Origin of the sequence: Glycocaulis alkaliphilus (genome assembly GCF_004000605.1) — a bacterium.
GTDB classification, from domain to species: Bacteria; Pseudomonadota; Alphaproteobacteria; order Caulobacterales; family Maricaulaceae; genus Glycocaulis; species Glycocaulis alkaliphilus.
On sequence record NZ_CP018911.1, the window covers coordinates 1,215,554 to 1,242,516 of the forward strand.

Here is a 26,963-nt window from a genome sequence, read left to right on the forward strand (position 1 = left end):
CGAAGCGCAAGAGCTAGTTCTGCATCGACTTCACGGCACGCACGATATTGAGCGAGCCAGCAGCGAAGCCGAGCACTACTCCGATCAGCAGCCCGATGGGCGACCAGCCGAAGAAATGATCTGCCATCAGACCCACAAATACTCCGGCAATGACGCCGCCGAAGAATTCCGATCCGTAGCGCAGTCCGAGTGCCCAACCCGATGGAGCCGCATTTTCCTTAGCTCTCTGAGCTTCCCTTGCCTCAAGCTTGCGGGCAAGACGGTGCTCGAAATCATCCGGGTCTGGAGGGCTCGTATGGTCGCTTGGATAGGACATGAGGGCCTGTTTGCTCCCGCAGGACACCCCCCGGAAAGCGGGCGCACACTATAAGCGCGGTATAGGCAAGTCAAGTGACCGGGCTTGCGCTCCAAGCATCAGAAAAATTTGATGTTTTTGGCTATTCGGCGGCAAGGAGCGCTTCTGCCGCACGCAGGTTCACCGAGACAAGCTGCGAGACGCCCTGTTCGCCCATTGTCACGCCGAACAGGCGGTCCATCCGGCTCATCGTCACCGGATTGTGGGTGATGATGAGGAAGCGCGTGTCGGTCAGCTCGCGCATTTCCTCCAGCATCCGGCAGAAGCGGTCGACATTGGCGTCGTCCAGCGGCGCGTCCACCTCATCGAGCACGCAGACCGGGGCCGGGTTCGACAGAAACACCGCAAAAATCAGTGCAGTAGCGGTCAGCGCCTGCTCGCCGCCAGACATTAGCGACATCGTTTCCATCTTCTTGCCGGGCGGGCAGGCCATGATTTCCAGCCCGGCTTCGAGCGGATCGTCATGCTCGGTCAGGCGCAGCTCGGCTTCGCCCCCGCCAAAGAGCGTGGAGAAGAGCTGGCGGAAATGCCCGTCCACCACCTCGAATGCGGCCAGAAGCCGCGCCCGGCCTTCGCGCGAGAGTGTATCGACCGCCTTGCGCAGGCGCGCCACCGCCTCAACCAGATCATCCCGCTCGGAGGTGAGCCGGTCACGCTCGGACGTAAGTTCTTCGGCTTCCTCGTCCGCGCGCAGGTTGACCGCGCCAAGGCGCTCGCGCGACAGGCGGGCCTCGTCCAGACGGCGCTCCAGTTCAGCAGAGGACAGGTTCACATATTCGCTCTGGCTGGACCGGGTCTGCAATGCTTCGGGCGTTTCCCCGGTAGCATCGGCAAGGCGCTGGGCGGTCTCGGCGATGCGCGTCTGCGCCCCCTCCAGCGTGGCGGCGGCAGCGGCCCTTGCCTCGCGCGCGCTGCTGGCCTCGCGCTCGGCAGCGCGCAGGGTTGAATCGGTCTCGCGCAGCGCCGTTTCGGCCGCTTCGACCTCGGAACGCGTCAGGCGCGCACGCGATTCGGCTTCGCCCAGCTGGTCGAAAATGACGCTGCGGCGCTCTTCCAGCTGAGCTGGCGCGGACTCGGCCTCGGCAAGGGCGCCGCGCGCATCAGTTTGCGCTGTATTGATCTCTGTCAGGCGTTCGGCGGCGCTCTGCGCGCGGCGGGACCATTCGGCTTCCTCGCGCTCCAGCCCGGCAATCCGGTGGCGGCGGCTCTGGGCGTCCCGGCGGACCGATTCCACGGCAGCGCGGGCATCTGCCGCGTCGGCCCTGGCGCGCTCCGCCCCGGTGCGGGCAGTCTCCAGGGCCACACTGCCATCATCGGCGTCCATGGCGGCTTTAAGGGCGGTTTCGGCGCGTTCCAGCGCGTCTTTCGCCGTGCCGGCTTCGCTGTCGAGCCGGCGTGCCGTATCCACCAGATTGGCGCGGCGCGCCTCCGCGCGTACTGCCGCTTCCCGGCCGTCGCTCAACGCCCGCTCAGCCTCACGCACGCTCCGTTGTGATCCGTCCCGCGCCTCGCGGGCGGCACGCACGGCATTTGCCGATTCGGCGCTGCGCTGCGCGGCTTTCTCGTGTACGCCGCGTGCAAGCGATTCCCGCTCGCGGGCGGCGTCCAGCTCCGCAAGGATGGTCTCCAGCCGGTTGCGCGTCTCCAGACGTATGGCCGCGCTAGACGGCGCACCGGCATTGGCAGCGAACCCGTCCCAGCGCCGCAGTGCGCCTTCCAGAGTGACCAGCCGCTGGCCGGGTTTCAGGAAGCCGGCAAGCCGGTCAAGATCCGCCTCGTCAACAAGGCCAATGGATTCCAGCCGGGCTTTCAGCTCAGATGGCGCCTCGATGACATCGCTCAGCGCGGTCACACCGGACGGCAGGGCCGGGGGCAGGGCGCTGGTTCCCGTCCAGCGCCGCGCAGCCTCGGCAGACAGGCCGGCCTCCAGATCATCGCCCAGCGCGGCGGCCAATGCCTTTTCGGTGCCGGGCTTTGCGCGCACCTGTTCAACCAGCCCGTCATCATCGCCGCCCGAGGCGACGAGGCGGCGCAGGCTGTCGGCCTCGCGTGAGAGGGATTGCGTTTCAGCCTCCGCAGCGCGTAAGGAATCGCGCGCCGTGTTGGCGGTCTCGGCAAGCGCTTGCGCGGCCTCTTCAGCTTTCGCCAGCGCCTCGGCGGCTTTATCAGCCTCCACGCCAGCCTGGGTGACGGCGCTTTCCAGATCTTCGACGCTGGGGCCGTGATGGTCTGGCAGTTCGGCGGCGCGGGCTGCGGCTTCGTCGGCCTCGCGGCGCAGGGTTTCGTGGCGGCGGCGGGCATTGTCAGCATCGCGCCGGGCGGTGTCGCGCGCGGCCTTCACCTCGGCGAGGCGCGCACTGGCAGCGTCAAGTTTCTGCTCTGCTTCGCTGCGCCTTGCTTCAGCCTCCGCCATCGCGGCTTCGGCCTTGGCTTGCGCTTCAGCGTCACCTGCCAGCTCGTCGTGCAGCGTTTTGAGCGAGCTGCGAACCCGCTCCAGCGACAGGGCAGCTTCCTGGGACAGCTCGGTCTCGCGCGCCTTGCTGACGGCAAGCTCCTCAAGGCGCATGGTCAGGCGCGCAATACTGGCTTTCGCCTGATCTATATCGCGTTCCAGCGTGTCGCGCTCGCGTTCCAGCAGGCGCAGCGCGGCGGAGGCTTCCGCCTCCCGCTCGCGCAATGGCGCAACCGCATTGGCAGCAGCTTCAGCGGCACTGGTGGCGGAGGCAGCAATCCGCGCGGCGTCCGCGACGAGGGCTTCGCAAGCGGCCAGGTGATCGCGCGCGCCGGACGCGGCCTCGCTCGCCTCCTGCCAGCGGCGCAGCCAGAGCACGGCTTCCAGCTCGCGTATATCGGCAGACAGCTTGCGGTAGCGCCCTGCCTGCCTTGCCTGCTTCTGCAGGCCCTCATAGCGGCTCTGCAGCGTGTCGACGACGTCCTGCAGCCGATCCAGATTGGCCTCTGCCGCGTTCAGGCGTAATTGCGCTTCGTGGCGGCGGGCGCGCAAGCCCGCCACGCCGGCGGCCTCTTCGAGCACGCGGCGGCGGTTTTCCGGCTTGGCATTGATCAGCTCGCTGATCTGGCCCTGACGCACGAGGGCGGGCGAGTTCGCGCCCGTGCCTGCATCGGCAAAGAGCAGCTGCACGTCCTTTGCGCGCACTTCCTCGCCATTGATCTTGTAGTCAGAGCCCTTGCCCCGCGTGATACGACGCGTGACCTCGAGAATGTCGGCATCGTTGAAGCGGGCGGGCGCGCGCCGGTCGGAATTGTCGATAGTCAGGATGGCTTCGGCGCGGTCGCGGGCCGGGCGCGTGGCAGTGCCGGAGAAGATGACATCTTCCATGCCGCCGCCGCGCAGCGATTTGGCAGAAGTCGCGCCCATCACCCAGCGCAGGGCTTCCAGCACGTTGGACTTGCCGCAGCCATTCGGGCCGATAACCCCGGTCAGCCCCGCATCAATGCGCAGCTCCGCCGGGTCGACGAAGGACTTGAAGCCCGTAACGCGCAGACGGGTGAACTTCACCAGACGCCTCCTGAAGCCCGCGCCGCTGCTTTGCAGTCATCCGCTGTGGGCTTCACCATGCCACCAAAACGCGCCTTGGCTATTCCTCTGCGCGTGACCGGAAATACTCGATGATTCGCGCGAAGGTGTCGCCGGTGAATTGTGCAGGTACGAAGCCCTGCTCGTCCTCGATGGGCATGTTGCCGGCAAAATAGACCACACCGGACCCGTCCGGGGCACGGTTCGGCTCTACACGTTCGCCATTGATGAAGAAGCTGGGCGTGGCGTTGATGCCATCACGCGCGGCGCGCTGATTGGACTCGTTGATGGCGTCCACCGCGCTCTCATCGGACATGCAGGCGCGAAATTCCTGGTCCGACAGGCCGGCAGAGCGGGCAATGGTCTGGAATTGCTGGCGGGCCTGACCGCGCTGTGCCGCCATGAAGATGGCCTGTTGCTGCTCGAAGAGGACGTCTAGCACGTCGAAATAGCGCTCCTCGCCCGCGCAGCGCGCCAGCATGAAGCCGGCGAGCGCCAGCTCGGCCGAGCCGGTCAGCATTTCGCGGAACACCAGGCGCACCGTGCCGTCTTCGACATAGCGGTTCAGCGTGGGGTAGACGCCCTGATGGAAGGCGGCGCAGCCGCCACAGGCCGTCGAGCCGTACTCGATGAACACGACCGGCGCATCGACCGAGCCACGGGCGAAGTCGCCTTCGCGTTCGAACTCGGTGCGGCCATCGGCGGCCCCTGAATTGCCGCCGCAGGCAGCCAGCGCCAGCGCGGTGGCGGCTGCAAAGGCGGGAATGAAGGAACGGGCGAAGTTGAAAGCCATGGCGAATGCTCCATCCGGTGCGCGCGGTGTTCAGGTTGGCGGCACTCTACTCATAGGGCGCGCCTCAGCGCCAGACTTGAGGGCAGGGCGCTTGCGCGCGGGCATGCGCATTGTTACTCAGGCCGCTCGTTTTCCTGACCATGTGGAGTACGCGTCTCATGTCCGTTACCGAGGACGATGTCCGCCGGATCGCCCGGCTCGCCCGTATCGCCGAACCTACAGACCGTGTGGCCAAGCTCACTGGCGAGCTGAATGGCATCCTCGACTGGGTTGAGATGCTGAACGAGGTGGATGTGGACGGCGTAGAGCCCATGACGACGCCGGTCTCCACTCCGCTGCCCATGCGCGAGGACAAGGTGACCGACGGGGAAATCCCCGAAAAAGTCCTCAAGAATGCGCCGAAGGCCGAAGAAGGCTTTTTCGTCGTCCCGAAGAGCGTGGAGTAGGCGGGTATGTCTGACGTGTTTTCGATGAGCCTGCTTGAAGCCCGCGACGCGCTTAGCCGTGGCGATGTCTCCAGCGCGGAGCTGACCGCAGCCCATGTGAAGGCCGCTGAAGCCGCGCAAGGCGCGCTCAACTGCTTCACCGTGATCGATCCTGAGCATGCGCTTGGTATGGCCAAAGCCTCCGATGCGCGCCGGGCCAAGGGCGAGGCGGGCGCGCTGGAAGGCGTGCCGCTGGTCATCAAGGATCTGTTTGCGACGCAGGGCGTGGATACCACCGCCTCCTCCAACATCCTCAAAGGCTTCAAGCCGGAATACGAATCCAGCGTCACGCAGAATTTGTGGGATGCGGGCGCGGTGATGGTGGCCAAATCCTCCATGGACGAGTTCGCCATGGGCTCGTCCAACGAGACCGCCGCGACCGGCCCTGTGGTCAATCCGTGGCGGGCGAAGGGGTCTGACGAAAAGCTGGTGCCGGGCGGCTCGTCCGGCGGGTCTGTGTCCGCGCTGGCTGCCGATATCGGCTATGGCGCGACGGGGACGGACACGGGCGGCTCCATCCGCCAGCCTGCGGCCTTCACCGGTCTTGTCGGCGTAAAGCCGACCTATGGCCGCTGCTCGCGCTGGGGCGTGGTGGCGTTCGCCTCCTCGCTCGACCACCCCGGCGCATTCGGCAAGACGGTGCGTGACAGCGCGCTGCTCACCCAGACCATGGCGGGCCATGACCCGAAGGATTCCACCAGCTATCCGGGCGCCGTGCCGGACATGCTGGGTGCGTGTGACAAGCCGGTCAAAGGCCTGCGCATCGGCGTGCCGAAGGAATACCGGGTGGATGGCATGCCGGGCGAGATCGACGCGCTCTGGGAAAAGGGCGTGGAGTGGCTCAAAAGCCAAGGCTGCGAGATCGTCGACATCTCCCTGCCGATGACGAAATACGCGCTGCCCGCCTATTACATCATCGCGCCGGCGGAAGCCTCCTCCAACCTCGCGCGCTATGATGGCATGCGCTATGGCCTGCGCGTCGAGGGCGAGGATCTGATCGACACCTATGAGAAGACGCGCGCGGCCGGTTTCGGCAAGGAAGTCCAGCGCCGTATCCTGATCGGCACCTATGTGCTCTCTGCGGGTTATTACGACGCGTACTACGTGAAGGCGCTGAAAGTCCGCCGCCGCATCTATGAGGATTTCCAGGCCGCGTTTGAGAAGGTGGACGCCATCCTCACCCCCACCACGCCCAGCGCGGCGTTTGGTATCGGCTCCAAATCCAAGGCCGACCCGATCGAGATGTATCTGAACGACATTTTCACGGTGACGGCCAATATCGCAGGCATCCCCGCGATGAGCGTGCCCGCAGGCCTCGATGCGCAAGGCCTGCCGCTGGGCCTGCAGGTCATCACCCGCGCGCTGGACGAGGAAACCATGTTTTCCGTTGCCGCCGCGATTGAAGATGCGGCGGGGTTCACAGCCAAGCCGGAGAGATGGTGGTAGGGATGGGCGCACACGCCCAGCTTTTCCGTGATGCGCTGCACGCCCTGTCGCTCGGCGCTGCGGCGTTTGCCTTGTTCGGCGATGGTGCATTGGGCACCAACATCGCCTATATTGTGGGGGCGGCGGTGTTGCATTTTCTGGCGCACGTCGTGATCGAAGTGGACCGCACGATACAGCAGGAGCGAGCCGGACATGGATGACCTGACCGCCTGGATCGTACTGGGCTTCATGCTGGCCTTCGGTATTGGCGTGGCCGTCTTCTATGGCGAGCAGGCCCGTCAACTCAAAAACGAGTTGCGCCGTCAGCGCGAAGAGCGTGAGGGCAAGGCGGGCTAGTCCCGGCCGCTTGTTGCAGCCCTGATTTTCATGAACCCCACAGTCCTGCTCATCCCGCTTTGCGGCATCACCATTCTCGGCGCGGCCATGCTGGCCGGGCGGTTTGGTGATGAGACCGCGCCCAAAGCCATCGGTGCGGCACTTTTCCTCTTGGGTGCGGCGAGCATTGGCACCATCCTGTTTGCGCGGCGCATGAAGGTCTGGGTGGACCGGCTGGCCGATGAACAGCGCCGTGCGGAGAGGGACGAGGACCAGTGAGAGCCATCTGGTATGAACGCCAGGGCGCAGCCAGCGAGGTGCTGACGCTGGGCGAGCGCGCGGAACCTTTGCCAGGTCCCGGCGAAGTGGCCGTCACGGTGCAGGCTTCGGGCGTGAACCCGTCGGACGTGAAGATCCGCTCCGGCGCGCGCGGGGCCATGGCTGTGCCGCTGCAAATCCCCCATTCCGATGGCGCAGGGATCATCAAGGCCGTGGGCGAGGGGGTGGACCCTGCGCGCCTTGGCGAGCGGGTCTGGCTGTTCAGCGCGGCCTATAAGCGCGTTGGCGGCACCTGCGCGGAAGTGTGTGTGCTGCCTGCCGAGCATGCGGTGCCTCTGCCTGACCAGATATCGGTGAAGGCCGGGGCGGCGCTGGGCATTCCGGCCATGACGGCTCATCGCGCCCTGTTCTGCAATGGCGGGGTGGCGGATAAGACCGTGCTGGTCACCGGCGGGGCTGGCGCGGTCGGCCACAGCGCGATCCAGATCGCCAAATGGGCGGGTGCGGAGAAAATCATCACGACGGTCTCCAGCGCCGCCAAGGCCGCCATCGCCATGGCCGCCGGCGCGGACCATGTGATCAATTACCGCCAGCAGGACGTGGTGGAAGCGGTTCTCGCCGATACGCAAGGCGCGGGCGTGGACCATATCGTCGAGGTGGAGCTGGGCGGCAATCTGGCACAGTCAGCGCAAATGATCGCCGAGCATGGCACTATTGCCTGGTATGGCTCGGAAAGCGCGCGCGAGCCGGTGTTCGCCGCTTATCCGCTCATGTTCAGAAATGTCACCTTGCAGGGCATCTTCCTCTACGCGATCACGCCCGAACAGCGCGCCAGTGCCGTAGCCGACATTACCAGTGCGCTGGAAGCGGGGCTTTTGCGTCCGCTCATCGATTCCGTCTGGCCTCTGGAAGACACCGTGAAGGCCCATGAACGCGTGGAAAGCGGGGAGCGCTCTGGCGCGGTCATCGTCCAGCCAAGCGGTGGGTGAGAGGGCATTTAGCGGGCCGCCTGGGATGTCTCCCCCCGTTCACGGGGGAGTGCCGCGAAGCGGCGAGGGGGGATTATTGAGAAAGATTTCCCCCCTCCGCTCCTTCGGACCACCTCCCCCGCAGGCGGGGGAGGAAAAAAGAAGCCTGCTAACGCTTACCCCTCCCGCTTCTGAGCAAAAACCCTAGCCAAACGCGCGCCGTCGCGACATTACATGCGTTGAAAACCATTCCTTCACCCGATGAGACTTGCTATGCCGCTTGATGATGCCACCCACCGCTACACCCTTCCTGGCGCGACCGGGGAGTGGGAGATCGTGATCGGTCTGGAAGTCCACGCGCAGGTGCAATCGGACGCCAAGCTGTTTTCTGGCGCGTCCACCGAGTTCGGGGCGGCGCCGAACACCCATGTCAGCCTCGTTGATGCGGCCATGCCGGGCATGCTGCCGGTGATCAACAAGCACTGCGTGGAGCAGGCGGTAAAAACCGGGCTGGGCCTTAACGCGCAGATCAACCGTTTCTCGCGCTTTGACCGGAAGAATTACTTCTACCCCGACCTGCCGCAGGGCTATCAGATCAGCCAGTTCCAGTTTCCCATCGTCGGCGAGGGCGAGATCGTGTGCGAGCGCGATGATGGCTCGCGCTTCACCGTGGGTATCGAGCGGCTGCATCTGGAACAGGATGCGGGCAAGTCGATCCACGATCTTGATCCGAACGCAACCTATGTGGACCTGAACCGCTCCGGCGTGGCGCTGATGGAGATCGTCTCCAAGCCGCATGTGCGCTCGCCCATCGAGGCAGCCGCCTATGTGCGCACGCTGCGCACCATTGTGCGCTATCTCGATACGTGTGGCGGGGACATGGAAAAGGGCCAGATGCGCGCGGACGTGAACGTGTCGGTCTGCAAGCCCGGCCAGTACGAGAAATTCCGCGAGACCGGCGATTTCAAGCACCTGGGCACGCGCTGCGAGATCAAGAACGTGAACTCGCTACGCTTCATCATGCAGGCCATCGAGTATGAGGCCCGCCGCCAGATCGACATCATCGAGGAGGGCGGCCGAATCGAGCAGCAAACCCGCCTGTTTGACGCCAATACCGGCGTCACGCGGGCCATGCGCTCCAAGGAAGAAGCCCACGATTACCGCTACTTCCCCGATCCCGACCTTTTGCCGCTGGAGCTGGAAGAAAGCTTTATCGAAAACATCCGCGTCAACCTGCCGGAACTGCCCGAAGCCAAGCGCAAGCGCTTTGTCGAAGTGCTTGGCCTGTCGGAATACGATGCCTCCGTGCTGACGGCAGACAAGGACCGCGCGGACTATTTCGAGGCCGTGATTGCGGGCGCGGACGCCAAGCTGTCGGCCAACTGGGTCAATAACGAGCTCTTCGGCCGGCTGAACAAGGAAGGCCTTGGCATCACCGAAAGCCCGGTCAGCCCGGCGCAACTGGCAAAGCTCGTCAGCCTCATCACCTCCAACGTCATTTCCGGAAAGATCGCCAAGGACGTGTTCGAGATCGTCTGGGCCGAGGGCGGGGACCCCAAACAGATCGTCGAATCGCGCGGCATGAAACAGGTCACCGATACCGGCGCGATCGAGAAGGTGGTGGATGAGCTGATCGCCGCCAATCCTGAGCAGGCTGAGAAGGTGAAGGTCAAACCGCAGACGCTCGGCTGGTTTGTCGGCCAGGTGATGAAGGCGACGGGCGGCAAGGCCAACCCGCAGGCGGTCAACGAGATCCTGAAGTCAAAGCTGGGAGTTTAGCGCCGGTAGCGGCTTTCTGCAGCCTCTCCCTATTTTTGCCACGCATGGTGTGCATGAATGTCCGGGCAGGGGATGCATTAAGCGGCCCGCGCCTTGCAAGGTGCGGGCGACGATACTCACCGAAGTCCCCGCCACCCCGCAGGGACGCGCGTTTGTGGAGACATCCATGGCTGCCACGCGGTCTTTCATCATAGCGGCTGTCCTGCTGGTCGCGGCAATTGCGGCAGCGGGCGTCTATATCGCCACGCGGCCTTCCGCAGACCCGGCCCCGGCCGCGCCTGAGGCTTCCGAGCAGACCGAACGTGAGGCGCCGCGTCAGCCCGCCTCCAGCCTGACCCCGCCCAGTTTTGACGTGGTGCGTGTGGATGCACGCGGCAATGCGGTAATCGCAGGGCGCGGCGCGCCGGGCGCCGAAGTGGCGTTGCTGGCCAACCAGAACGAACTGACCCGCACCGCCATCACGTCAGCTGGTGAGTGGGTCATCATCCTGCAGAACCCGCTGCCCACCGGCACGGTGGAGCTGAGCCTTCTCATGCGCACGCCGGATGGTCAAGAAGTGCGCTCTGATCAGGTTGTCGTGGTGTCCGTGCCGGCGTCCCGCGATGAGACGCCTCTGGTGGTGCTCGGCCGTCCGGGCGAGGCCAGCCGCGTGCTGCAAGGTCCCCAAGACGGCGTCGGCGTGGGGCCGCTGGTTCTGGAGACCGTTGATTACGACGAGAACGGTGCCGTCATTTTTTCAGGGCGCGCCGAGCCGAATGCCGGGGTGCGAATCCTCGCCAATGGCGAGCTGATTGCCGAAACGCAGGCCGACAATTCCGGCCGCTGGAGCGTCGCGGCGAGTTCCGGTCTGGAGCCGGGCGTGTATGACCTTCAGCTCGACCAGCTTGATGATGAAGGCCGGGTGACGGCGGTCATCGCCCTGCCGTTCGAGCGGGCGACCCGCGAAGCGCTTGCCATGGGCGGCGAGCGCGTTGTTGTGCAGCCGGGCAATTCGCTTTGGCGCATCGCCCGCCGGCTGTATGGTGACGGCTTCCAGTACACGGTTATCTACCAGGCAAATCGCGAGCAGATCCGCGATCCTGACCTGATTTATCCAGGTCAGGTCCTCGCGGCTCCCGGAGAAAACTGAATTCCGCCGCGACTAGTCAAAAGACATTGTTGTCATTGACTAATCAGCCTATGCATTAAGCATGGCATCACCCAGCGACGTCGTTAAAACGCCCGATGGACAGCTCCCTCAAGGGCGGCTGGGCGAAGCTATTGTACGTGTGGTGGGCATACTCGCTTCGCCGGACATGGACCGCTGGCGTCTGCGCATGGTTGTGGCCTTCCTCCTCACCGTCGTGGCCAAAATGTTTGCGGTCCTTGCACCGCTCCTGTTCGGTGACGGTCTCAATGCGCTCATTGAAGGCGTAGAAGCCGGAGCCGAGCTTGCATTCTGGGCGTTTGGCGGTGCGTTCGTCGCCTATGCGCTGGCACGGTTCGCGTCAAACTCTGCACCGCAACTGCGTGACATGATGTTTGCCCGCGTTTCCCAGGATGCCCAGCGTATCGTCGCGCTGAAAGGCTTCCTGCACGTGCAGTCCCTGTCACTGCGCTACCATCAGACGCGCCGGGCGGGAGCCGTAAACCGGATCATTGACCGGGGCGCGGGTGCGGTCGATTTCCTGCTGCGCTATCTGGTCTTCAACATCGTGCCTGCGGTGATCGAGCTGGTTCTGGCGTCGGTCATCGTAGCGCTGCGCTATGGGTGGATATTCTCAGTCATCATTATCGGTGCGGTGGCGGCCTATGCGCTGGTGACCTGGTTCCTGACCGAGTGGCGCGTAAAGCTGCGCAGGCAGATGAACGAGGCCGATAGTGAGGTCAACGCGCGCGCGGTCGACATTCTTGGAAATTTTGAGACTGTGAAGGCATTCGCCGCCGAGAAGCGCGAGTCGGACCGCTTTGACGAGGCGCGTGGCCGGTACGCCGTGGCGGCAACCAAGGCTGATCAGAGCCTGCAGACCCTCAATATCGTGCAGGCAGCCATCATGAATGGGGGGCTTCTGGCTGTCATACTGGTCGGGGCCGTGCTCGCGCTGGAAGGCCGGTTGCAGCCGGGCGATGTTGCTGCCCTTACGCTCCTGCTGATGAGCGTCTATCAACCGCTCAATATTCTGGGTTTTGCCTACCGGCAGATACGTCAGGCCGCGATTGATCTGGAACGCCTTTTCGAGACGCTGACACTCGTACCCGATGTTCAGGACCGCCCCGGCGCCGCTGAGCTTGTGGTCACTGATGGCGGCATGGTGTTCGAGAACGTGTCGTTCGCCCATGAGGGGCGCTCCCGCTCGGTCGCCAATCTGAGTTTCGAGGTGAAGGGCGGTACGTTCGTCGGCATTGCCGGCCCATCGGGTTCGGGCAAATCCACCACGCTGCGCCTGCTCTTGCGCTTTTTTGATCCCGATAAGGGCCGCGTGCTGATTGACGGGCAGGACATCGCGCATGTGACGCAGGAGAGCCTGCGCAATGCGATGGGGCTCGTGCCTCAGGATGTCGTGCTGTTCAATGACACGCTGCGCCAGAACCTGCTCTACGGCCGCCCCAATGCCACTGAAGAGCAGTTATGGGATGCGATTGACCGGGCGCGGCTGCGCCAGTTCGTCGAAGATCTCGAAGAGGGCCTGGAGACACGTGTCGGCGAACGCGGACTGAAGCTCTCCGGCGGCGAAAAGCAGCGTGTCGGTGTGGCGCGGGCCATTCTGAAAGACCCGCCCATTCTGATCCTCGACGAGGCCACATCTGCGCTGGATTCCGAGACCGAAGGCGACGTGCAGGAAGCCCTCAATGAAGTGATGAAGGGGCGCACGGTCATCTCTGTTGCGCACCGGCTCTCCACAATCGCCCGGGCAGACAAGATTTATGTCCTGCATGAGGGCGGTATCGCCGAGCAGGGTTCACATGACGAGCTGGTCGCTCTGGGCGGCAAGTACGCAACGATGTGGGACCGCCAGATCAAGGCCGTCGACGCAGCCCGCAAGGTACGTGACGCTACTGCCGCTCGCGAGCGCGCACTGTAGTTTCCTGCCCGCCACGCCCGGCAGGTTCAGGTCCTGTAAACGCCTTTTTCCTATGGTCGCCGCGATTTAGCGAGGTGAGAGGGATCGCGCGTGGGACGCTCTGTGGAGACCCGGAACTGGCGCATTACATCCGAGCGGGTGGGGAGTGTCGACTGGCAGGACGCCATGGAATCGTTCGCGCTCTACGCGGCTCTGGTCGAGGATGAGGGCGCGCGCGAAGTCCTGATGAATATGAGCAGGGCCGAGATACTCATCTCGCATTCTGAAGCCCCTGAGCTTGCCCGCATGCTCGCCCGCGAGACGCCGCCTACTCTCGCAATAGCCATTGTCCGGCCCAGCCATAGCAATGATGCGCGCTTCATCGAAGTGTTCACCGAGGAGCTTCAGCGCGCAGGCCGCAGTGTCGGCTTGTTTGAAACGCTCGCCGAAGCCGATGCCTTTTTGCTGGCTGAACGCCAGGAAGGGCCGGCCGGTGAGCCGGGGGCTTCCGGCCCGCTGGCCTGGCTGAAAAAGCTGATAGCTGGCTAAGCCTCAACCCGCCGTAACGATCCTGCCATCTGGCCCGGTTTCAAACCGGCCAAGCGTGTGAGCGCGAAACTGCTTGCCGTCAAAGCGGTGGGCGATAACGTCGATTTCATCACCAGACAGGATGATTTCGCTGAATGAGGGCTGGCCCTCACGCAGCCGCGTGGACAGCGTCCCGGCTGTTAGCGACAGGTAAGAGCCGTGCGAATAGCTGTGCAGGTCGGCTGATGCGCCGTGTACATGACCTGACAGGACCAGGCGAACCGGGCTTGGCGCCACCATGGCGCTTGCCTTGATCCCGCGCGCGGTGCGCGTGTGCAAGGGCGCGGTGGCCGGAGGTTTGAACGGGTGATGGCACACCAGTATGCCCGGCTGCTCGCCAATCTCGTCGAGGGCAATACGCAACTGGGTGGGGCTGATCGAGCCTTCAGCCCAGTTGGAACGCGCCTGCCACCCCGCGCCGAATTCAGTCCGGCTGCCCGCCATGGGCCAATGTCGAGAGAAGCGCTGCGATCGGAGAAGTAGCGGGCAAACCGCGAAAATGGCTGCGACACGCGTGAGACCGCATTCAAGAGGGGCGTGTCATGATTGCCGGGCACGACGAGCTGGGGCACATCGAACTGGTCCAGCCAGTTGCGTGCGGCCTCAAACTCGGAGCGCTTGCCGCGCTGGGTGAGGTCGCCGCAAATCATCAGGGCGGCTGGCGCACTGTCCGCAATAACCCCTGCAGCAGCATGCATGGCGCCGGGGTCCTCGGTGCCGAAGTGAAGGTCGGCCAGTTGAAATAAACGTATCATGCCTTGCGAGCTGTCAGCACCCTTGCCGCTTTTCTGATCAGCACAAAACGCGCGTTTCGCGGCAGGGTCACGGGTTCCCCGTCCAGTGTGGCTTCAATTCCCGTGGATTCAAGGGCCTCGACGTCCACCCGGGATGCGAAGTCGCGCTCGACCCCCCACGCATTCCGCCAGTCGGCCAGCAGGCCGGTAAGGCCGGTATAGGCAAGATCAAGCAACCCCTCGGGCGCCGTTGCAAGAACATCAAAGCCAGGCCGGCCGGGGTCCTCTGACAGGAATATTCCAAGGGCCTGCGCGTCATGCTGGTTGCCCGTGTCGGCGATGCAGCGCATGGGGGTGTCGAGGCCAAAGGCATTAGCCTCGCCAAACTCGGTGACGGCCTGGAAAATGTCGGCCTTGCGCAGCGCCTCGCGGGGGGCGGCAAGGCGCGTCAGCCCGCCCATCAGCGCACCAACATAGAAACGGTGCTCCAGCACTTCGCCAGCGGCAATATCCATCTCGACCGGATTTTCCAGCACGGCCCGCAGGCATTCTGCGGGGTCCAGATCACCACCGTGAACGAGCTTGTGCAGCATGTTCATGGTGCCGCCGGGCAGAGGCAGTATGGGCGGATCATCCGGACCAAGCGTATTGAGCGCGCACGCTGCTGTGCCGTCCCCGCCCCAGACGATTATCGTGTCCGCTTCCTGTTCCAGAGCGCGCTGGCACGCTGCTTCGCAATCATGATCAATGACTTCAAAGCGGGCCGATACGCCAAGGTCTGCCAGCAGCGCCTCCAGCATCTGGCGGCCGTCGGCAGGAACGCTTCCGCCATTGGGGTTCAGCACCACGGACGCGCGCGTGATCTGTCTGGCGTTTGCCGGCCGGTTGGCAGTCTCTGTGTTCGGGGTCATGCCGGTTCTTAACGCTGTGCGCCGGGTGGGGTTCCTCCTCATCTGTAAACCATTTTTCATTCAACGCCGTTATTTGATCTGCGTGAAGGGGGCAGGCGATGACAACGGCAGAAGCAATCAGAGAGGTCAGGCAGGATGACCTTCCCGCCATTGTCCGGCTGGTGAACTCATGTGGTTTTCCGGCCCGCTCGGCAGAAGGGTGGCGCTGGGTACTGTTTGGCAATCCGCAGCAGGGCGAGATCCCGCCCGGCTGGGTTTTCGAGCGAGCAGGCGGCGTTTCCGGATTTCTCGGCAATTTCATCAACACCTACCGCCGTGGCGGCTCGAGTATCAGGATCGCCACGGGTCACACCGTGATTACCGATCAGGTCAGAGGGCGCCAGTCCGGCCTGAAGCTTATTCGTCACGGCATCGCTCAGCCCGGCGTCGATGCCTTTCTCACGCTGAACAACAACGCTCTTTCTGCGCCTTTGCTTCCGCGGGTCGGAGCATTGCCCTGGCTGGGGCCGTCAGGGCGCGAATGGGTAGAGTGGATATTGCGCCCCTCGCGCGCTGTACGCGCCCTGCTGCCGCCTGCCGGACCTGCTGAGCGCTTTGATTGCCACCCCGGCTTTGCCTTCAATGTTGAGGGAAGGCGAGGCGGCATCGTGTTCGTCTCGCTGGACGATGTGGGCGATGACGAACTCGCGGCGATCACGGCGGACGATGTTCTGGCCCGGCAGATTGATTCTGTATCGCTGCGCTATCGCCTGTCTGACCCGGACCGGCGCGGCGGCATGAGCTATGTCATAGCCAGGTCGGGCGGGCGGGCGTTGGCGCTGGCGGCCCTGCTGCTCACCAAACCGTCGCCAGAGCGGCTGGACCATGCCGAGATCGTCGACTGGGCGGGTTCTGGCAGTGAGGCCGGGATCAGGGCGCAACGAGCCTTGCTGTGCCATCTGGTCGAGATTGCCCGGCGGGCCGGAGCCTCGAAATTGCGCCTCCACTTTCCCTCAAGTGTTTCCGCCGCCGTTCTGCGCGCAGCGGGGCCTTATCTGCGGCGCTCGCACGGACATGATCCCTGTCATGGGCACATCCGCAACGGCGCGCTTGCCGGATGGCAGCCCGGCCCCGGCGATGCAGACTATTTCTTCGCGTACAGGATACCGCCCGCGCTGTTCGCAGCGGGGGAACAGTCAGATGACATCATGCGCTGATCTGTGGGGAAACTCGCTGCGATGGCTCCCCGGGCCGGGCTCGAACCAGCGACAGGCGGATTAACAGTCCGCTGCTCTACCAACTGAGCTACCGGGGAACACTCTCGCAAGCGAGGTGGGGTCTTTAGCAATACGGATTGGGTCCCGCAAGGCGCTTTTGCCGTTAATTCCGCTAGAAGTTTCAGTCCCTGAAACCGGAACAAAAAAAATCGGGAGCCGCTAGGCTCCCGAAAAGGCATGGGTGGATGGTGGGGTGTCTTCAAGAAGAAGACGAGATCACATTAACGATTCGATGGTTAATATCTCGCTAACGCCATCGGCCGGACGATATAAATGACTCATCGCTCTGACCGGGAACTTAACGGGCGGCTCGCGGTTCGCGCTGTTCTGGGCTAGGCTCGTCATTCAATGCGACGTCACACGGGAGACAGCGCCATGAGCGACACGCACGACAACCCGGATATGGTCGATGGCCGCTATACGAGCTTTTCGGCCTTCTTTCCCTTTTACCTGCGCGAACACGCCATTCCGGCCACGCGCTACTGGCACTTTGTCGGCACGGTGCTGGCTCCGGTTGTGCTGGTATGGGCGCTGGCCACACAAACCTGGTGGGCGCTGCTGCTGGTGCCGGTCACAGGATATTTCTTCGCCTGGGTCAGCCACGCCTTTATCGAGCGCAACAAGCCGGCGACATTCACCTATCCGCTCTGGTCGCTGATTGGCGACTACAAGATGTTCTGGCTGTGGGTCTCGGGCCGTCTGGACGCCGAGCTGGAAAAGGCCGGTGTGACGGACCACCCGCATGCGCGTCAGGGCGCATAGCCCCGTTCAGGGAGCAGGGGGGCAGTTGGAGGCGCCACCCGGAATCGAACCGGGGTACAAGGATTTGCAGTCCTCTGCGTCACCACTCCGCCATGGCGCCTCTTGTGGTGGGCGTAGAGCTATAGCGAGGCGGCCCGCCGGCTGCAACGCGCTTTGCAGAAAGATGCGCACCCGTGGCGCATATGAGGCTCAGCGGCGGCGTTGCACATTGTTGGCGGGCCACGATATAAGCGCGCGTCTTTGATTTATAGCGGACGGTCATCCCATGAGTGAGCTCGCCGAAGCCAGACGGCAAATGGTTGCCTCCCAGATTCGCCCTGCCGACGTCACTGACCGGCGCTTGCAGGATGCGATGCTCGCCATTCCGCGTGAACGATTCCTGCCCCGTTCAATGGCCGGATCGGCTTATGCCGATATGGAGATCGATCTGGGCGAGGGGCGCCGCTTCATGCGGCCGCGAGATTTTGCCAAGCTGGTGCAGGCACTTGGCGTCAAGCCGGGCGAGCTGGTACTCGACCTGGCGTGCGCCCGTGGCTACTCCACGGCCATTCTGTCCCGGCTTTGCGAAACCGTCATCGGTATCGAGGCCAATGAGTCCTTTGCCTCCAAGGCTGAGGGGGCGCTCAGCGACATCGGCGCGGACAATGCTGTGATTGTGACTGCTGATATCAAAAAAGGTGCGCCGGAACAGGGGCCGTTCGACGTTATACTGGTGAACGGTGCTGTTGAGCTTGTGCCAGATGCCTGGTTGTCGCAGCTCGCAGAAAATGGCCGTCTGGGCGTGATCGTGAAAGAAAACGGTGTCGGCCGGGCAAGAGTATATACGCGCAGGAACGGTGTGGTGGGCAGCCGTGTGGTCTTCGATTCGATGACCTCGCTCCTTCCCGGCTTCGAGCGCGAACCCGAGTTTTTGCTTTAAAAAGTGAACACTGTTCACTTTTTTCTTGGTAATTTGCGTTTGGGGATGGAATTTCAGGGCATAGCGCCCATTTAGACGGGGCCGGGGTGGTCGTGAACCGTGAGAGGGACGCATGAAATTTCCGATAAGCTTTATGCTGGCCGCCGGGCTGGGTCTGAGCGGTCTGGCAGCCGGTGCGAACGCCCAGACACTCAATGAAACTTTAGAAGCGGCTTACCGCACCAGCCCCGTGCTGGCTGCAGAGCGCGCCCGTTTGCGTCAGACAAGTGAAGGTGTGGTGCAGGCGCGCGCTGCGCGGCTGCCTACCCTGTCTGCCAGCGCCGGCATCTCCGACGGGGAGAGCTGGGGGCCGGGAAGCGGCTCGGGCGGAAGTGGCGGTGATGTGAACTATTCACTCAGTGCCAGCCAGAGCCTCTATTCCGGCGGAAGCATTGATGCCTCTGTCGATCAGGCCCTGAACCGTATCGAGGCCAGCCGCTGGAACGTGGTCAGCACTGAGCAGGATGTCATCCTGTCGGCGATCGCCGTTCACCTGGATGTCGTACGCGATACTGCCATTGTGGACATCCGCCGCAACAATGTGGACGTACTCGCCGAGCAGCTGCGTGCCGCGCGTGACCGTTTCGAGGTGGGTGAAATCACCCGCACGGACGTTGCACAGGCCGAGGCGCGCGTATCAGGTGCCCAGGCGCAACTGTCTGCGGCGCAGGCCACGCTTGCCGCCTCAAGGGCCGGGTATGAACGGGTAACGGGGCTTACGCCTCTGGATGTCGAGCAGCCTGAAGGCCAGCCCGATGTGCCTGAAACGCTGGCCATCGCCGCTGATGTGGCTCTGGAAAGCAATCCGCTTTTGCTCTCGGCCCTGTTCAATGAGCAGGCAAGCCAGGCGGGTATCCGCCTTGCTCGGTCGGCCCTGCGCCCGGATGTGGCTCTGTCCGCTTCAGCGTCAGAATCGCGCGAGTCCGATTTCACGGGCCGTGGACGCGGATCCGTCACCGTTGGTGCGCGCGTCTCCATGCCCATCTTCACGGGCGGACTGAACGAATCGCGGGTCCGTCAGGCGGTCGCTGCGGCGGATGAATCCCGCCTTCAGGTGCTCAATGTGCGGCGCTCGGTGGCTGAAGGCATATCCAATGCCTGGAACAGCTATCTGGCGGCAGAAGCGGTGATTATCTCCAGCCGTGAGGCGGTGCGCGCCAACGAGATTGCGTTCGAGGGTGTGCGCCAGGAGGCTTTTGTCGGCCTGCGCACCACGCTCGACGTGCTCAATGCCGAGCAGGAATTGCTCAATTCACGCCTTGAGCTGGTACGGGCAGAGCGGGATTATCAGGTTGCCGCCTACGCCCTGTTGCAGGCTATGGGGCGGCTGACCGCCGAGCAGGTGGGGCTTGAACCCTATGAAGAGGCCAATATTGGTGAAAACCGCCGGTTCTGGCCTAACTTCCCTTTAACGGGCGGCAATTAGGGTCTGTTCCAGCACATGCAGTGCTGGACATCCTGGCAAGGGCATTCCAAGCTTGGGCCAGCGTCAAGCTAACCCCCTCGTGACCATCCGAAGGACCTGTTTCATGGCCCAGAGCAACGCAGAACAAGAACCGACCATGGAGGAAATCCTGGCCTCCATCCGGCGTATCATCAACGAGGATGATGAGCCGCAAGCCGAGGCTGCGCCTGCCGCTCCCCAGCCTGCTGCAGAACCGGAGCCGGAAGCTGAGCCGGCGTTCGAGGCTGCGCCCGAACCTGAGCCTGAGCCCGAGCCGCAGGCTGAAGTATCGGTCTTTGATGATGATGTTCTGGAACTCACCGACCGGGTCGAGGAAGAAACCGAAGGCACCTCGCCCATGGCGATTGCCGACGATCTGATGATTGTGGACCGCGAGGACGAATTTGCGTCAGCGCCGGAGCCTGAACCCGAACCTGAACCGGAGCCCGAGCCCGAACCTGTCATGGCCGAAGCACCCAAGCCCGCCCCTGCCGACGATGATGACAGCCTGCTTGCCGAGCCGGCCGCCAGCGCGGCCGCCGGGGCGTTTGCGGCCCTGACCGAAAATCTGCGTGTCAGCAGTGACAATGGCCAGACGCTGGAAGGTATTGTGCGCGAGCTGATGCGCCCGATGCTCAAGCAATGGCTTGACGAAAACCTGCCCTCCATCGTTGAGGCGAAGGTGCAAGAAGAGATCGAGCGCGTGGCGCGCCGCCGCCGCTAGTCTGCATTGGTTGATCCGCCCCCGATTGGGGCTGGCACCTGTCACAGACGCCCCCTAAAAAGGGCGTCTGTTTCGTTACGGGGTAGGTGTTTTGCGTGATTTTGACACTGTCTGGGCTGAGCTGGAGCCTTGGCTTGCGGGGCTGGAAAGCCGGCGCGAGGCGGTGGTGCGCCGGCTGATTACCGGGCTGTCGATAGCCATTCCCGGCGGCATTGCGGTGGCACTGATCCTGCTGGCTGCCGGTGCGCCGGGCGGCTTGGCGATGTTAGGGGGCGTTGTTCCCGCAGGGGCCTTTGCGGCTTTCATGTCGTCGCCGTTCAACGCGCTTCACGCCGAGGTCAAGCACGGGCTCAATAACCGCCTCGCCGAAACGTTTTCGCTGCGCTATGCGCCCAAGCCGAACAGCCCTGCGCACTTTGAGAGCTTCCGCAGCCATGGCCTGATCCCTCACTCGCACAAGCGCGAGTTTGAGGACCATTTCTCTGGCGAGGCGCATGGCGCTGGGTTCGAGCTCTACGAAGCCGAGCTGAAGCAGCGCCGGCGCAGCCGCAAGCGCACCTATTACGTCACCGTGTTTCGCGGCGTGCTGATCCGCATCGCCTTTCCGCGCACCATAGAGGGCGTCACCCTGATCACTCGCGATCAGGGCATATTCAATGCGCTGGACGGGCTGATGCGGTCAGCCAATGGCCGCAGGCTGGAGCGGATCGGCCTCGTGGATCCGAATTTCGAGCGTATTTTTCAGGTCTACGGCACCGATCAGGTCATGGCGCGCTATCTGATGACGCCAACCTTCATGGAACGGGTGCTGGCGCTGGAGACGGCGTTGAAGGGCAAGAATGTACGCGGCGTCTTTGACGAGGCGCTGGCTGACGGGTTCGGCAGAGGCGAGCTTCTGCTGGCCGCCGAGACGGGCAATCTTTTCGAGCCCGGCTCGCTGTTCAAACCCCTCAATGTCCGCAGCCGGGTCGAGACGCTCTATCGCGATTTCGAGCTGATCGAAGAGATTATCGCTCTGGTACTGGCGCCGGACGAAAAGCCCGAATGGATGGCCTGAGCCCGGCCGCGCCTGTCTGTCAGCCCGCCTGCAAATCCCCATAAAAATCAGCTACACACGACATTGTGTCAGGTGTAATTGACATCTCTGCGCGTTGATGTCAGCTTTGCCTTACAAATAGGGTGCTAAACCTGACACAAAGGATGTTGGATTATGAAGAGAGCAATGTTGAAATCGCTGGCCGCCGCGCTGACTGTTGCCGTCACGGCTGTTGCAGCCAGTGCGGAGGACCGTTTCGTCGTGGAGCGCCATGGCGATGCCGGCGCGCAGACCGTGCTGTTCGTGCCGGGCCTGGCATCCTCCGGTCAGACGTGGGACGGCGCTGTGGGCGAGCTGGGCGAAACCGCGGACATTCACGTTTTCACGCTGGCGGGTTTCGCGGGCGTGCCGGCGGTTGAAACGGGCAGTGACGGTTTTATCGCCGGTGCTGCCGGGGCCATCTCGGACTATATTGCCCAGGGCGGATACTCCGATGTCGTCCTGGTCGGGCACTCGCTTGGCGGGCAGGTGGCGCTGCAGGTCGCGGCGCGCTCCTCAGATGCTGTGAGCGCCGTGATGGTGGTCGATTCGGTGCCTTTCTATGCGCGCCTGTTCAACCCGGCCGCCACGCCGGAGCAGGCAGCGGCGAGCGGCGAAATGTTTGCTGCGCAGATGAGCAGCCTGCCTCGTGAGCAGTTTCTTGCGATGATGGGGCAGGGGCTTCCCGTGCAGAGTCTCGATACCGCCTTTCACGCTACGCTGACCGAATGGTTCGCCGCTTCCGATCAGGCCGTTATCGCTGCAGCGTTCGCTGAAGTGTCGGGGCGCGATTTTTCATCCGTACTGGAAGAGATTGATGTGCCCGTGCTGATACTCGCGCCGTGGGCGCCGGGCGCGCCTGTGGATGCTGAAACCCTGCAGACGATGTATGCAGCCCAGTATGCGCCACTGGAGAACGGCAGTGTCGAGATCGTCGAGGGCGCACGCCATTTCCTGATGATCGACCAGCCTGCCGCGTTCAGTGCGCGCCTTGCGCGCTTCCTTGCTGACAACCGCTAGAGACAGGGAGAAAGCTCCGATGACTGGTACACCCAATCCCCACGCCCGCCGGTACATGCTGCATATGTTGCTCGCCATGATGGGCTATACGGCGGTGCTGTTCGCTTCCATCACGGTCTTGCGCGGAGACATGATCGGCGCCGACTGGCTGCGCATCCTTGTTGCCATATCGCCCGTGTTTCCCGCGCTCTACGGCTTGCATGCCATGATCGTCTTCATCCGCTCCATGGATGAATTCAACCGGGCGGTGATCGCCGAGGCCACGATGATCTCTGCCGGGGCGGTGGCGTTCATCAGCTTCGCCTACGCCTTCGCCCAGCAGGCAACGGACCTGTTGCCGGAGATCACCCTGATCTGGGTTCTTCCCGCCATTATCGGCGGGCAGGGGATTGCGGCCTGCTTTGTGCGCGGGCGCTATCGCTAGGAGGCTCAGGCAGATGAAAAACCGCCTCAAGGTGCTGCGCGCGGAGCGCAACTGGAGCCAGGCTGATCTCGCGGATCGGGCAGGTGTATCGCGCCAGGCGATCAATGCGGTGGAGACGGGCAAGTTTGACCCGTCCCTGCCGCTCGCCTTCACGCTCGCCGAGGTGTTTGGCCTCAGGATCGAGGATATTTTCGATCCAAACGGGTGAGGCGGGTCAGACCCACTTTGCCCCTTTGGCCAGACCGCCTGCCTTTGCGTATTCCTGCGTGCCCCTGGTGTAGACCTTCTCACCATCAATGATGTCACTGGCCTTGAAGTCCGGCTGGCCTTTCAGGCGGGCATAGATCGGATCGAAGTCCTGCCCCGCGGTCGCCTCCATCAATTCCTCGTAGGAATCGATGACGAAATAGGTCTGCTGGAAGTCGTCATAGCGGTAGTCGGTGCACATCACGCGCTCGAGATCGAAATGGACCCGGTTGGGCGAGCGCCCTTCCAGCGAAAACACCGACTCAGACTGGCTCGAAACGATGCCCGCGCCGTAAATGCGCTGGCCTTCGGGCGTGTTGATGAGGCCGAACTCGACCGTGTACCAGTACAGCCGGGTCAGGTTCTCGATCATGTCGTGCTTGGCAGCCTTCGCGCCGCCCTTGCCATAGGCCTGCATATAGTCGGCAAAGACTGGCTGGGTCAGCAGCGGCACATGGCCGAACACGTCATGGAAAATGTCCGGCTCGGGCAGGTAGTCCAGCTTGTCGGCGTCGCGGATGAAGCGCCCCGCGACAAACCGCCGGTTGGCCAGATGATTGAAGAAGACATCGTTGGGGATCAGCCCGTGAACGGCGATGACGGTCCAGCCGGTGAGCTTTTCCAGCTTTTCATTCATGCGGCGGAAATCGGGAATACCGCCCTCATTGAGGTTGAGCAGTTCCAGCCCCTTGAAATGTTCCGGCGCGGCGCGGCCCTGCAGCACCTTCATCTGGCGCTTGTAGAGCGTGTCCCACACGCCGTGTTCCTCAGGCGTATAGCGGTCCCAGCACTGGTCAATCGAATGATCTGCGGCGGGGGTCTGTTCGGCGACGACGGGATCCTGGACAGGCATGGTTCGCTCCGGATTCGATAAACTTCTCCGGCAAGATAAAGCACGGCCCCCCGCTTGCGCGAGAGGCCGCACTGCATGGCGCATGCTTTTTATCCGCTAGCGGACGCAGAGCACGTCGGCGAGGGCGCCGTTGGACTGCGCGGTGCGGGCATCACCCATGAAGTAGTGATTGCCGCGTCCCTGGTCAGTGATGGTGTAGTAGGCCGCACCGCGGAAGCCTTCACCCCGGCAGAGCGCGTCCGCCGCCACCTGATCGCAGGCCGAGTTGTTGAAATTGCTCATGCAGCGCGCGACCGGAGCCCCGCTGATGCGCGGATTGGCAAAATAGGTGCTCTGCGCGCCACGCGTGCCGCCAAAAACTGACCCCGGACGCAGATTGGAACCAGGGCCGGGGTTGAAGCCCGGATTGGGAGCGGGCGTAGGCGGGTTGTATTGCGAGGTCGGGGAGGCCGAGCTGATCTCGCGGTCAAGGCCCATGCGGCGCAGGTCGGACGCTTCATTGCGAAGCGTTTCGCAGCGGCCGCCGAAATTGGCGTGCTGGCAGACGATCCACTCTCCGCTGAGCACGCGCAAGGAGCGCGGACGGTCGTTGAACTGGATCGAATTGAAGTTCGACACATTGTCCATGATGAGGCGCGCCTCGCCGCCGAAATTCGGCTCGGAGAACATCATCAGCGCTTCGCGTCCGCCCCGGCGGAAATCAACCGGACGGGCCGAGCTTATCTGCCGGTGCCAGCCGCCGGTCAGCTGGGGGGTATCTTCCCAGAATATCTGGCAGCGGCCTCGATAATTGATGTCGAAGCAGAGCTCCCAATAGCCGCTCTGGATACGGAACGAGCCGGGAATGTCGTTGAAGTTCATGCGGCGGAAATCTGGTGCATCACCATCCACCCGTATCGAACGGCCCGTGTAGTTCGGTCCTTCAAAGAACTCGATGACCGGCGTGCCGCTGCCCGGACGTCCGCGCTGTGCCTCCGCGTCCAGCGGAATGAAAATGAACGCGATTGCGGCCGCTCCCAGAGCGGCAATGCCTTTGGCCAGGTTCATGATGGTACTCCCTTTCCAGCCTGTTCACTGCGGGAAAAGTGACCTTTCCTCCGTGAACCCCCGATGAAAGCCCTGAAGGGCTTTCGTTCATCATCAATACCCTTGTGCGGCGCCGTCCGTGCGCATTTCCGAAGCCGCGGACAGAACGCCGGTCACGGGATCGCGCCTTATTGCCTGATAACCGCCAAATCCGCCATCGCTATTGCCGAGCACATGGCCACGCTGCTCCAGCGCATCGCGGACCGCCTGCGGCACACCGCTTTCCAGATGGACAATGCCCATGCCCGCCGGCGCCCCCAGCCCGTCAGTCGGCTCGGTGGAGCCTTCATGACGCCAGCGCGCTGCATCGCCCGCCTGCTGAATGTTCAGGCCGAAATCGATCATGTTGCTGAGCACCTGCACATGCCCTTGCGGCTGCATGGCCCCGCCCATCACGCCAAAGCTCAAATAGCCCTGACCCTCATAGGTCACCATGCCGGGGATGATGGTGTGGAAGGGGCGCTTGCCCGGCTCGTAGACGTTGGGATGGCCTTCATCAAGCGAGAAGGCCTCACCCCGGTTCTGGAACATGAAGCCCAGCCCGTCGGCCACGATGCCCGCGCCCATGCCGCGATAGTTTGACTGGATCAGCGACACCATCATGCCGCTGGAATCGGCAGTGGTCAGATAGGTCGTGTCGTTGTGCTCGATCTGCGGTGGATCGCCGGGGCCCACCTGGTCCATCGCCTGCTCCATGGAGATCAGGGCGCGCCGTTCGGCGGCGTATTCGTCCGACAGCAGCCACTCCACAGGCGCAGGCTGGTAGGCCGGGTCAGCGTAGAAGCGTGCCCGGTCCTCGAAGGCGAGGCGCTTGGCCTCGATCATGACGTGCAGCGTGTCCGCGCTCATGAAGCCCGTCGAGGCAAGGTCATAACCTTCCAGGATCTGCAGCATTTGCAGGACGCTCATGCCCTGGCCCTGCGGGGGTATCTGCCAGACATCATAGCCGCGGTAATTGACCGTGACCGGGTCCACCCATTCGGACGTGTGGGCGGCGAAATCCTCATAACGCAGCCAGCCGCCAATCCGGCGCATATAGGCGTCTATCGTGCGGGCGATCTCGCCCTCGTAATAGGCATCACGCCCCTGTTCGGCGAGCAGGCGGTAGGTGCGGGCCAGATCCGGATTGCGGAACACCTCGCCCTCTGCAGGCGCGCGCCCTTGTGCGTTCAGATAGGTCGCGCGGGCATTGTCAAACTCGTTGAAGGCACCGGCATCATAGCGCGCCTGCAGGATGCGCATATTGCGCTCCCAGTAATAGGCAATCGTCTGGCTGACAGGAAAGCCCTCCTCCGCGTAGCGGATGGCAGGGGCCAGAACCAGCTCCATCGGAAGGCGGCCAAAGCGGTCATGCAGGGCAAACCAGCCATCAACCGCGCCGGGCACCGAAACGGGCAGGGGACCGACCGGAGGGATCGTGCCTTCAGGCGTCAGGTTTGCGCGAACGGTCTCGATATCGAGGCCCATGGGCGAGCGGCCCGCCCCGTTCAGCCCGTAAACCTGCTGCGTCTCCGGGTCATATACGAGAACGAAAATATCGCCGCCAATGCCATTGCCGACAGGCTCCATCAGGCCCAGCACGGCGTTCATCGCGATGGCGGCATCGACTGCATTGCCGCCAGCTTTGAGTATGTCGATGCCCACCATGCTGGCCAGCGGCTGGGCGGACGCTGTCGCGCCATTGACCGCCTGAATGGGCGAGCGCCCAGCGTAGTGGTCGCCCGTGATCCGGTCTCCGGGATAAAAGGTCTGTGCGGCGCTCGCCGGGATCATATGGGTAAAGGCCATGACGGCTCCTGCGGCCAGAACTGCGTTCAGCGTTTTCATGATGCTCCCCTTCGCCCCGCCTGCTCGGTCCGGGGCTTCTTCTTGAGCGGCATCAT

At 63.4% G+C, this 26,963-nt stretch carries 27 protein-coding genes, 2 tRNA genes and 1 pseudogene; 19 read left to right on the plus strand and 11 right to left on the minus strand.

Going from position 1 to position 26,963, the window contains the following annotated elements; genetic code table 11:
- Window positions 1-13: 13 nt before the first annotated feature.
- From X907_RS05820 to X907_RS05830, 3 genes are all read right to left on the minus strand, one after another.
- Window positions 14-316 carry an AtpZ/AtpI family protein gene (locus X907_RS05820; RefSeq protein ID WP_127566150.1) on the minus strand — a complete coding sequence of 101 codons (303 nt, stop codon included), beginning with the start codon at window positions 314-316 and terminating at the stop codon, window positions 14-16.
- 121 nt (window positions 317-437) lie between these two features.
- On the minus strand, window positions 438-3,875 hold the full coding sequence (smc, locus tag X907_RS05825) for a chromosome segregation protein SMC (RefSeq protein WP_127566152.1): 3,438 nt from the start codon (window positions 3,873-3,875) through the stop codon (window positions 438-440).
- Between the two features lie 79 nt (window positions 3,876-3,954).
- Window positions 3,955-4,686, minus strand: coding sequence for a DsbA family protein (locus X907_RS05830; protein WP_127566154.1), 732 nt, complete (start codon window positions 4,684-4,686; stop codon window positions 3,955-3,957).
- A 158-nt stretch (window positions 4,687-4,844) separates the two neighbouring features.
- On the opposite strand from X907_RS05830, the gene gatC reads away from it, so the two are divergent.
- From gatC to X907_RS05875, 10 genes are all read left to right on the plus strand, one after another.
- Entirely contained in the window at window positions 4,845-5,132 is a 288-nt protein-coding gene (gatC, locus tag X907_RS05835; protein WP_127566156.1) for an Asp-tRNA(Asn)/Glu-tRNA(Gln) amidotransferase subunit GatC, read from the plus strand.
- A gap of 6 nt (window positions 5,133-5,138) precedes the next feature.
- Window positions 5,139-6,617: an Asp-tRNA(Asn)/Glu-tRNA(Gln) amidotransferase subunit GatA gene (gene gatA / locus X907_RS05840; RefSeq protein WP_127566158.1), complete on the plus strand. Its 1,479-nt coding sequence runs from the start codon at window positions 5,139-5,141 to the stop codon at window positions 6,615-6,617.
- Between the two features lie 2 nt (window positions 6,618-6,619).
- Window positions 6,620-6,817 (plus strand): hypothetical protein, encoded by a 198-nt coding sequence (locus X907_RS05845; RefSeq protein WP_127566160.1) that lies wholly within the window; start codon window positions 6,620-6,622, stop codon window positions 6,815-6,817.
- Entirely contained in the window at window positions 6,810-6,953 is a 144-nt protein-coding gene (locus tag X907_RS14425; RefSeq protein ID WP_170175478.1) for a hypothetical protein, read from the plus strand. The genes X907_RS05845 and X907_RS14425 overlap by 8 nt, the downstream gene beginning before the upstream one ends.
- A 30-nt stretch (window positions 6,954-6,983) precedes the next feature.
- Window positions 6,984-7,211, plus strand: coding sequence for a hypothetical protein (locus tag X907_RS05850; RefSeq protein WP_127566162.1), 228 nt, complete (start codon window positions 6,984-6,986; stop codon window positions 7,209-7,211).
- Window positions 7,208-8,200: an NADPH:quinone reductase gene (locus X907_RS05855; protein WP_127566164.1), complete on the plus strand. Its 993-nt coding sequence runs from the start codon at window positions 7,208-7,210 to the stop codon at window positions 8,198-8,200. Before X907_RS05850 ends, X907_RS05855 begins: the two co-directional genes overlap by 4 nt.
- A gap of 252 nt (window positions 8,201-8,452) precedes the next feature.
- Entirely contained in the window at window positions 8,453-9,958 is a 1,506-nt protein-coding gene (gene gatB, locus X907_RS05860; RefSeq protein WP_127566166.1) for an Asp-tRNA(Asn)/Glu-tRNA(Gln) amidotransferase subunit GatB, read from the plus strand.
- Between the two features lie 166 nt (window positions 9,959-10,124).
- Window positions 10,125-11,087 carry a LysM peptidoglycan-binding domain-containing protein gene (locus tag X907_RS05865; RefSeq protein ID WP_127566168.1) on the plus strand — a complete coding sequence of 321 codons (963 nt, stop codon included), beginning with the start codon at window positions 10,125-10,127 and terminating at the stop codon, window positions 11,085-11,087.
- 61 nt (window positions 11,088-11,148) lie between these two features.
- Window positions 11,149-13,020: an ABCB family ABC transporter ATP-binding protein/permease gene (locus tag X907_RS05870; protein ID WP_127566170.1), complete on the plus strand. Its 1,872-nt coding sequence runs from the start codon at window positions 11,149-11,151 to the stop codon at window positions 13,018-13,020.
- A 90-nt stretch (window positions 13,021-13,110) separates the two neighbouring features.
- Window positions 13,111-13,548, plus strand: a complete 438-nt coding sequence (locus X907_RS05875) for a hypothetical protein (RefSeq protein WP_127566172.1) — start codon at window positions 13,111-13,113, stop codon at window positions 13,546-13,548.
- Window positions 13,549-13,551: 3 nt separating this feature from the next.
- Here X907_RS05875 and X907_RS14560 read toward each other — a convergent pair whose 3' ends face one another.
- From X907_RS14560 to X907_RS05890, 3 genes and pseudogenes are all read right to left on the minus strand, one after another.
- Complete coding sequence (locus X907_RS14560) at window positions 13,552-14,031, minus strand: metallophosphoesterase family protein (RefSeq protein WP_233352544.1); 480 nt, start codon at window positions 14,029-14,031, stop codon at window positions 13,552-13,554.
- Between the two features lie 104 nt (window positions 14,032-14,135).
- A pseudogene (locus X907_RS14735) lies at window positions 14,136-14,342 on the minus strand (metallophosphoesterase family protein); the annotation flags it as partial.
- The gene (locus X907_RS05890) at window positions 14,339-15,232 is read right to left on the minus strand and encodes a diacylglycerol/lipid kinase family protein (RefSeq protein WP_170175479.1); all 894 of its coding nucleotides are present in this window, start codon (window positions 15,230-15,232) and stop codon (window positions 14,339-14,341) included. The pseudogene X907_RS14735 and the gene X907_RS05890, both read right to left, overlap by 4 nt.
- A 98-nt stretch (window positions 15,233-15,330) precedes the next feature.
- Here X907_RS05890 and X907_RS05895 point away from each other — a divergent pair, with 98 nt between their 5' ends.
- Entirely contained in the window at window positions 15,331-16,428 is a 1,098-nt protein-coding gene (locus tag X907_RS05895; protein WP_127566180.1) for a hypothetical protein, read from the plus strand.
- A gap of 22 nt (window positions 16,429-16,450) precedes the next feature.
- Here X907_RS05895 and X907_RS05900 read toward each other — a convergent pair.
- Window positions 16,451-16,526, minus strand: a tRNA-Asn gene (locus X907_RS05900).
- A gap of 337 nt (window positions 16,527-16,863) precedes the next feature.
- On the opposite strand from X907_RS05900, the gene X907_RS05905 reads away from it, so the two are divergent.
- Window positions 16,864-17,250: an Mpo1-like protein gene (locus X907_RS05905; RefSeq protein ID WP_233352546.1), complete on the plus strand. Its 387-nt coding sequence runs from the start codon at window positions 16,864-16,866 to the stop codon at window positions 17,248-17,250.
- A gap of 26 nt (window positions 17,251-17,276) precedes the next feature.
- Here the strand turns inward: X907_RS05905 and X907_RS05910 are convergent.
- Window positions 17,277-17,350: transfer RNA gene (locus X907_RS05910), tRNA-Cys, on the minus strand.
- Window positions 17,351-17,515: 165 nt separating this feature from the next.
- On the opposite strand from X907_RS05910, the gene X907_RS05915 reads away from it, so the two are divergent.
- The 7 genes from X907_RS05915 (at window position 17,516) to X907_RS05945 (ending at window position 23,103) form a co-directional block, all read left to right on the plus strand.
- The gene (locus X907_RS05915; protein WP_127566182.1) at window positions 17,516-18,169 is read left to right on the plus strand and encodes a protein-L-isoaspartate O-methyltransferase family protein; all 654 of its coding nucleotides are present in this window, start codon (window positions 17,516-17,518) and stop codon (window positions 18,167-18,169) included.
- A gap of 112 nt (window positions 18,170-18,281) precedes the next feature.
- A complete protein-coding gene (locus X907_RS05920) occupies window positions 18,282-19,634 on the plus strand; it encodes a TolC family outer membrane protein (RefSeq protein WP_127566184.1) in 1,353 nt (450 codons plus the stop codon).
- A 103-nt stretch (window positions 19,635-19,737) separates the two neighbouring features.
- The gene (locus tag X907_RS05925) at window positions 19,738-20,376 is read left to right on the plus strand and encodes a DUF2497 domain-containing protein (RefSeq protein ID WP_127566186.1); all 639 of its coding nucleotides are present in this window, start codon (window positions 19,738-19,740) and stop codon (window positions 20,374-20,376) included.
- Window positions 20,377-20,467: 91 nt separating this feature from the next.
- Window positions 20,468-21,433: a DUF3137 domain-containing protein gene (locus X907_RS05930; protein ID WP_127566188.1), complete on the plus strand. Its 966-nt coding sequence runs from the start codon at window positions 20,468-20,470 to the stop codon at window positions 21,431-21,433.
- Between the two features lie 153 nt (window positions 21,434-21,586).
- Window positions 21,587-22,471, plus strand: a complete 885-nt coding sequence (locus X907_RS05935; RefSeq protein ID WP_127566190.1) for an alpha/beta fold hydrolase — start codon at window positions 21,587-21,589, stop codon at window positions 22,469-22,471.
- A 19-nt stretch (window positions 22,472-22,490) separates the two neighbouring features.
- Entirely contained in the window at window positions 22,491-22,895 is a 405-nt protein-coding gene (locus X907_RS05940) for a hypothetical protein (protein ID WP_127566192.1), read from the plus strand.
- A gap of 13 nt (window positions 22,896-22,908) precedes the next feature.
- A complete protein-coding gene (locus X907_RS05945) occupies window positions 22,909-23,103 on the plus strand; it encodes a helix-turn-helix transcriptional regulator (RefSeq protein WP_127566194.1) in 195 nt (64 codons plus the stop codon).
- A gap of 6 nt (window positions 23,104-23,109) precedes the next feature.
- On the opposite strand, the gene phhA is transcribed toward X907_RS05945, so the two are convergent.
- From phhA to ggt, 3 genes are all read right to left on the minus strand, one after another.
- Complete coding sequence (phhA, locus tag X907_RS05950) at window positions 23,110-23,994, minus strand: phenylalanine 4-monooxygenase (protein WP_127566196.1); 885 nt, start codon at window positions 23,992-23,994, stop codon at window positions 23,110-23,112.
- A 96-nt stretch (window positions 23,995-24,090) separates the two neighbouring features.
- The gene (locus tag X907_RS05955; protein WP_127566198.1) at window positions 24,091-25,041 is read right to left on the minus strand and encodes a beta/gamma crystallin-related protein; all 951 of its coding nucleotides are present in this window, start codon (window positions 25,039-25,041) and stop codon (window positions 24,091-24,093) included.
- Between the two features lie 93 nt (window positions 25,042-25,134).
- Window positions 25,135-26,907 (minus strand): gamma-glutamyltransferase, encoded by a 1,773-nt coding sequence (gene ggt, locus X907_RS05960; protein ID WP_127566200.1) that lies wholly within the window; start codon window positions 26,905-26,907, stop codon window positions 25,135-25,137.
- Window positions 26,908-26,963 lie beyond the last annotated feature (56 nt).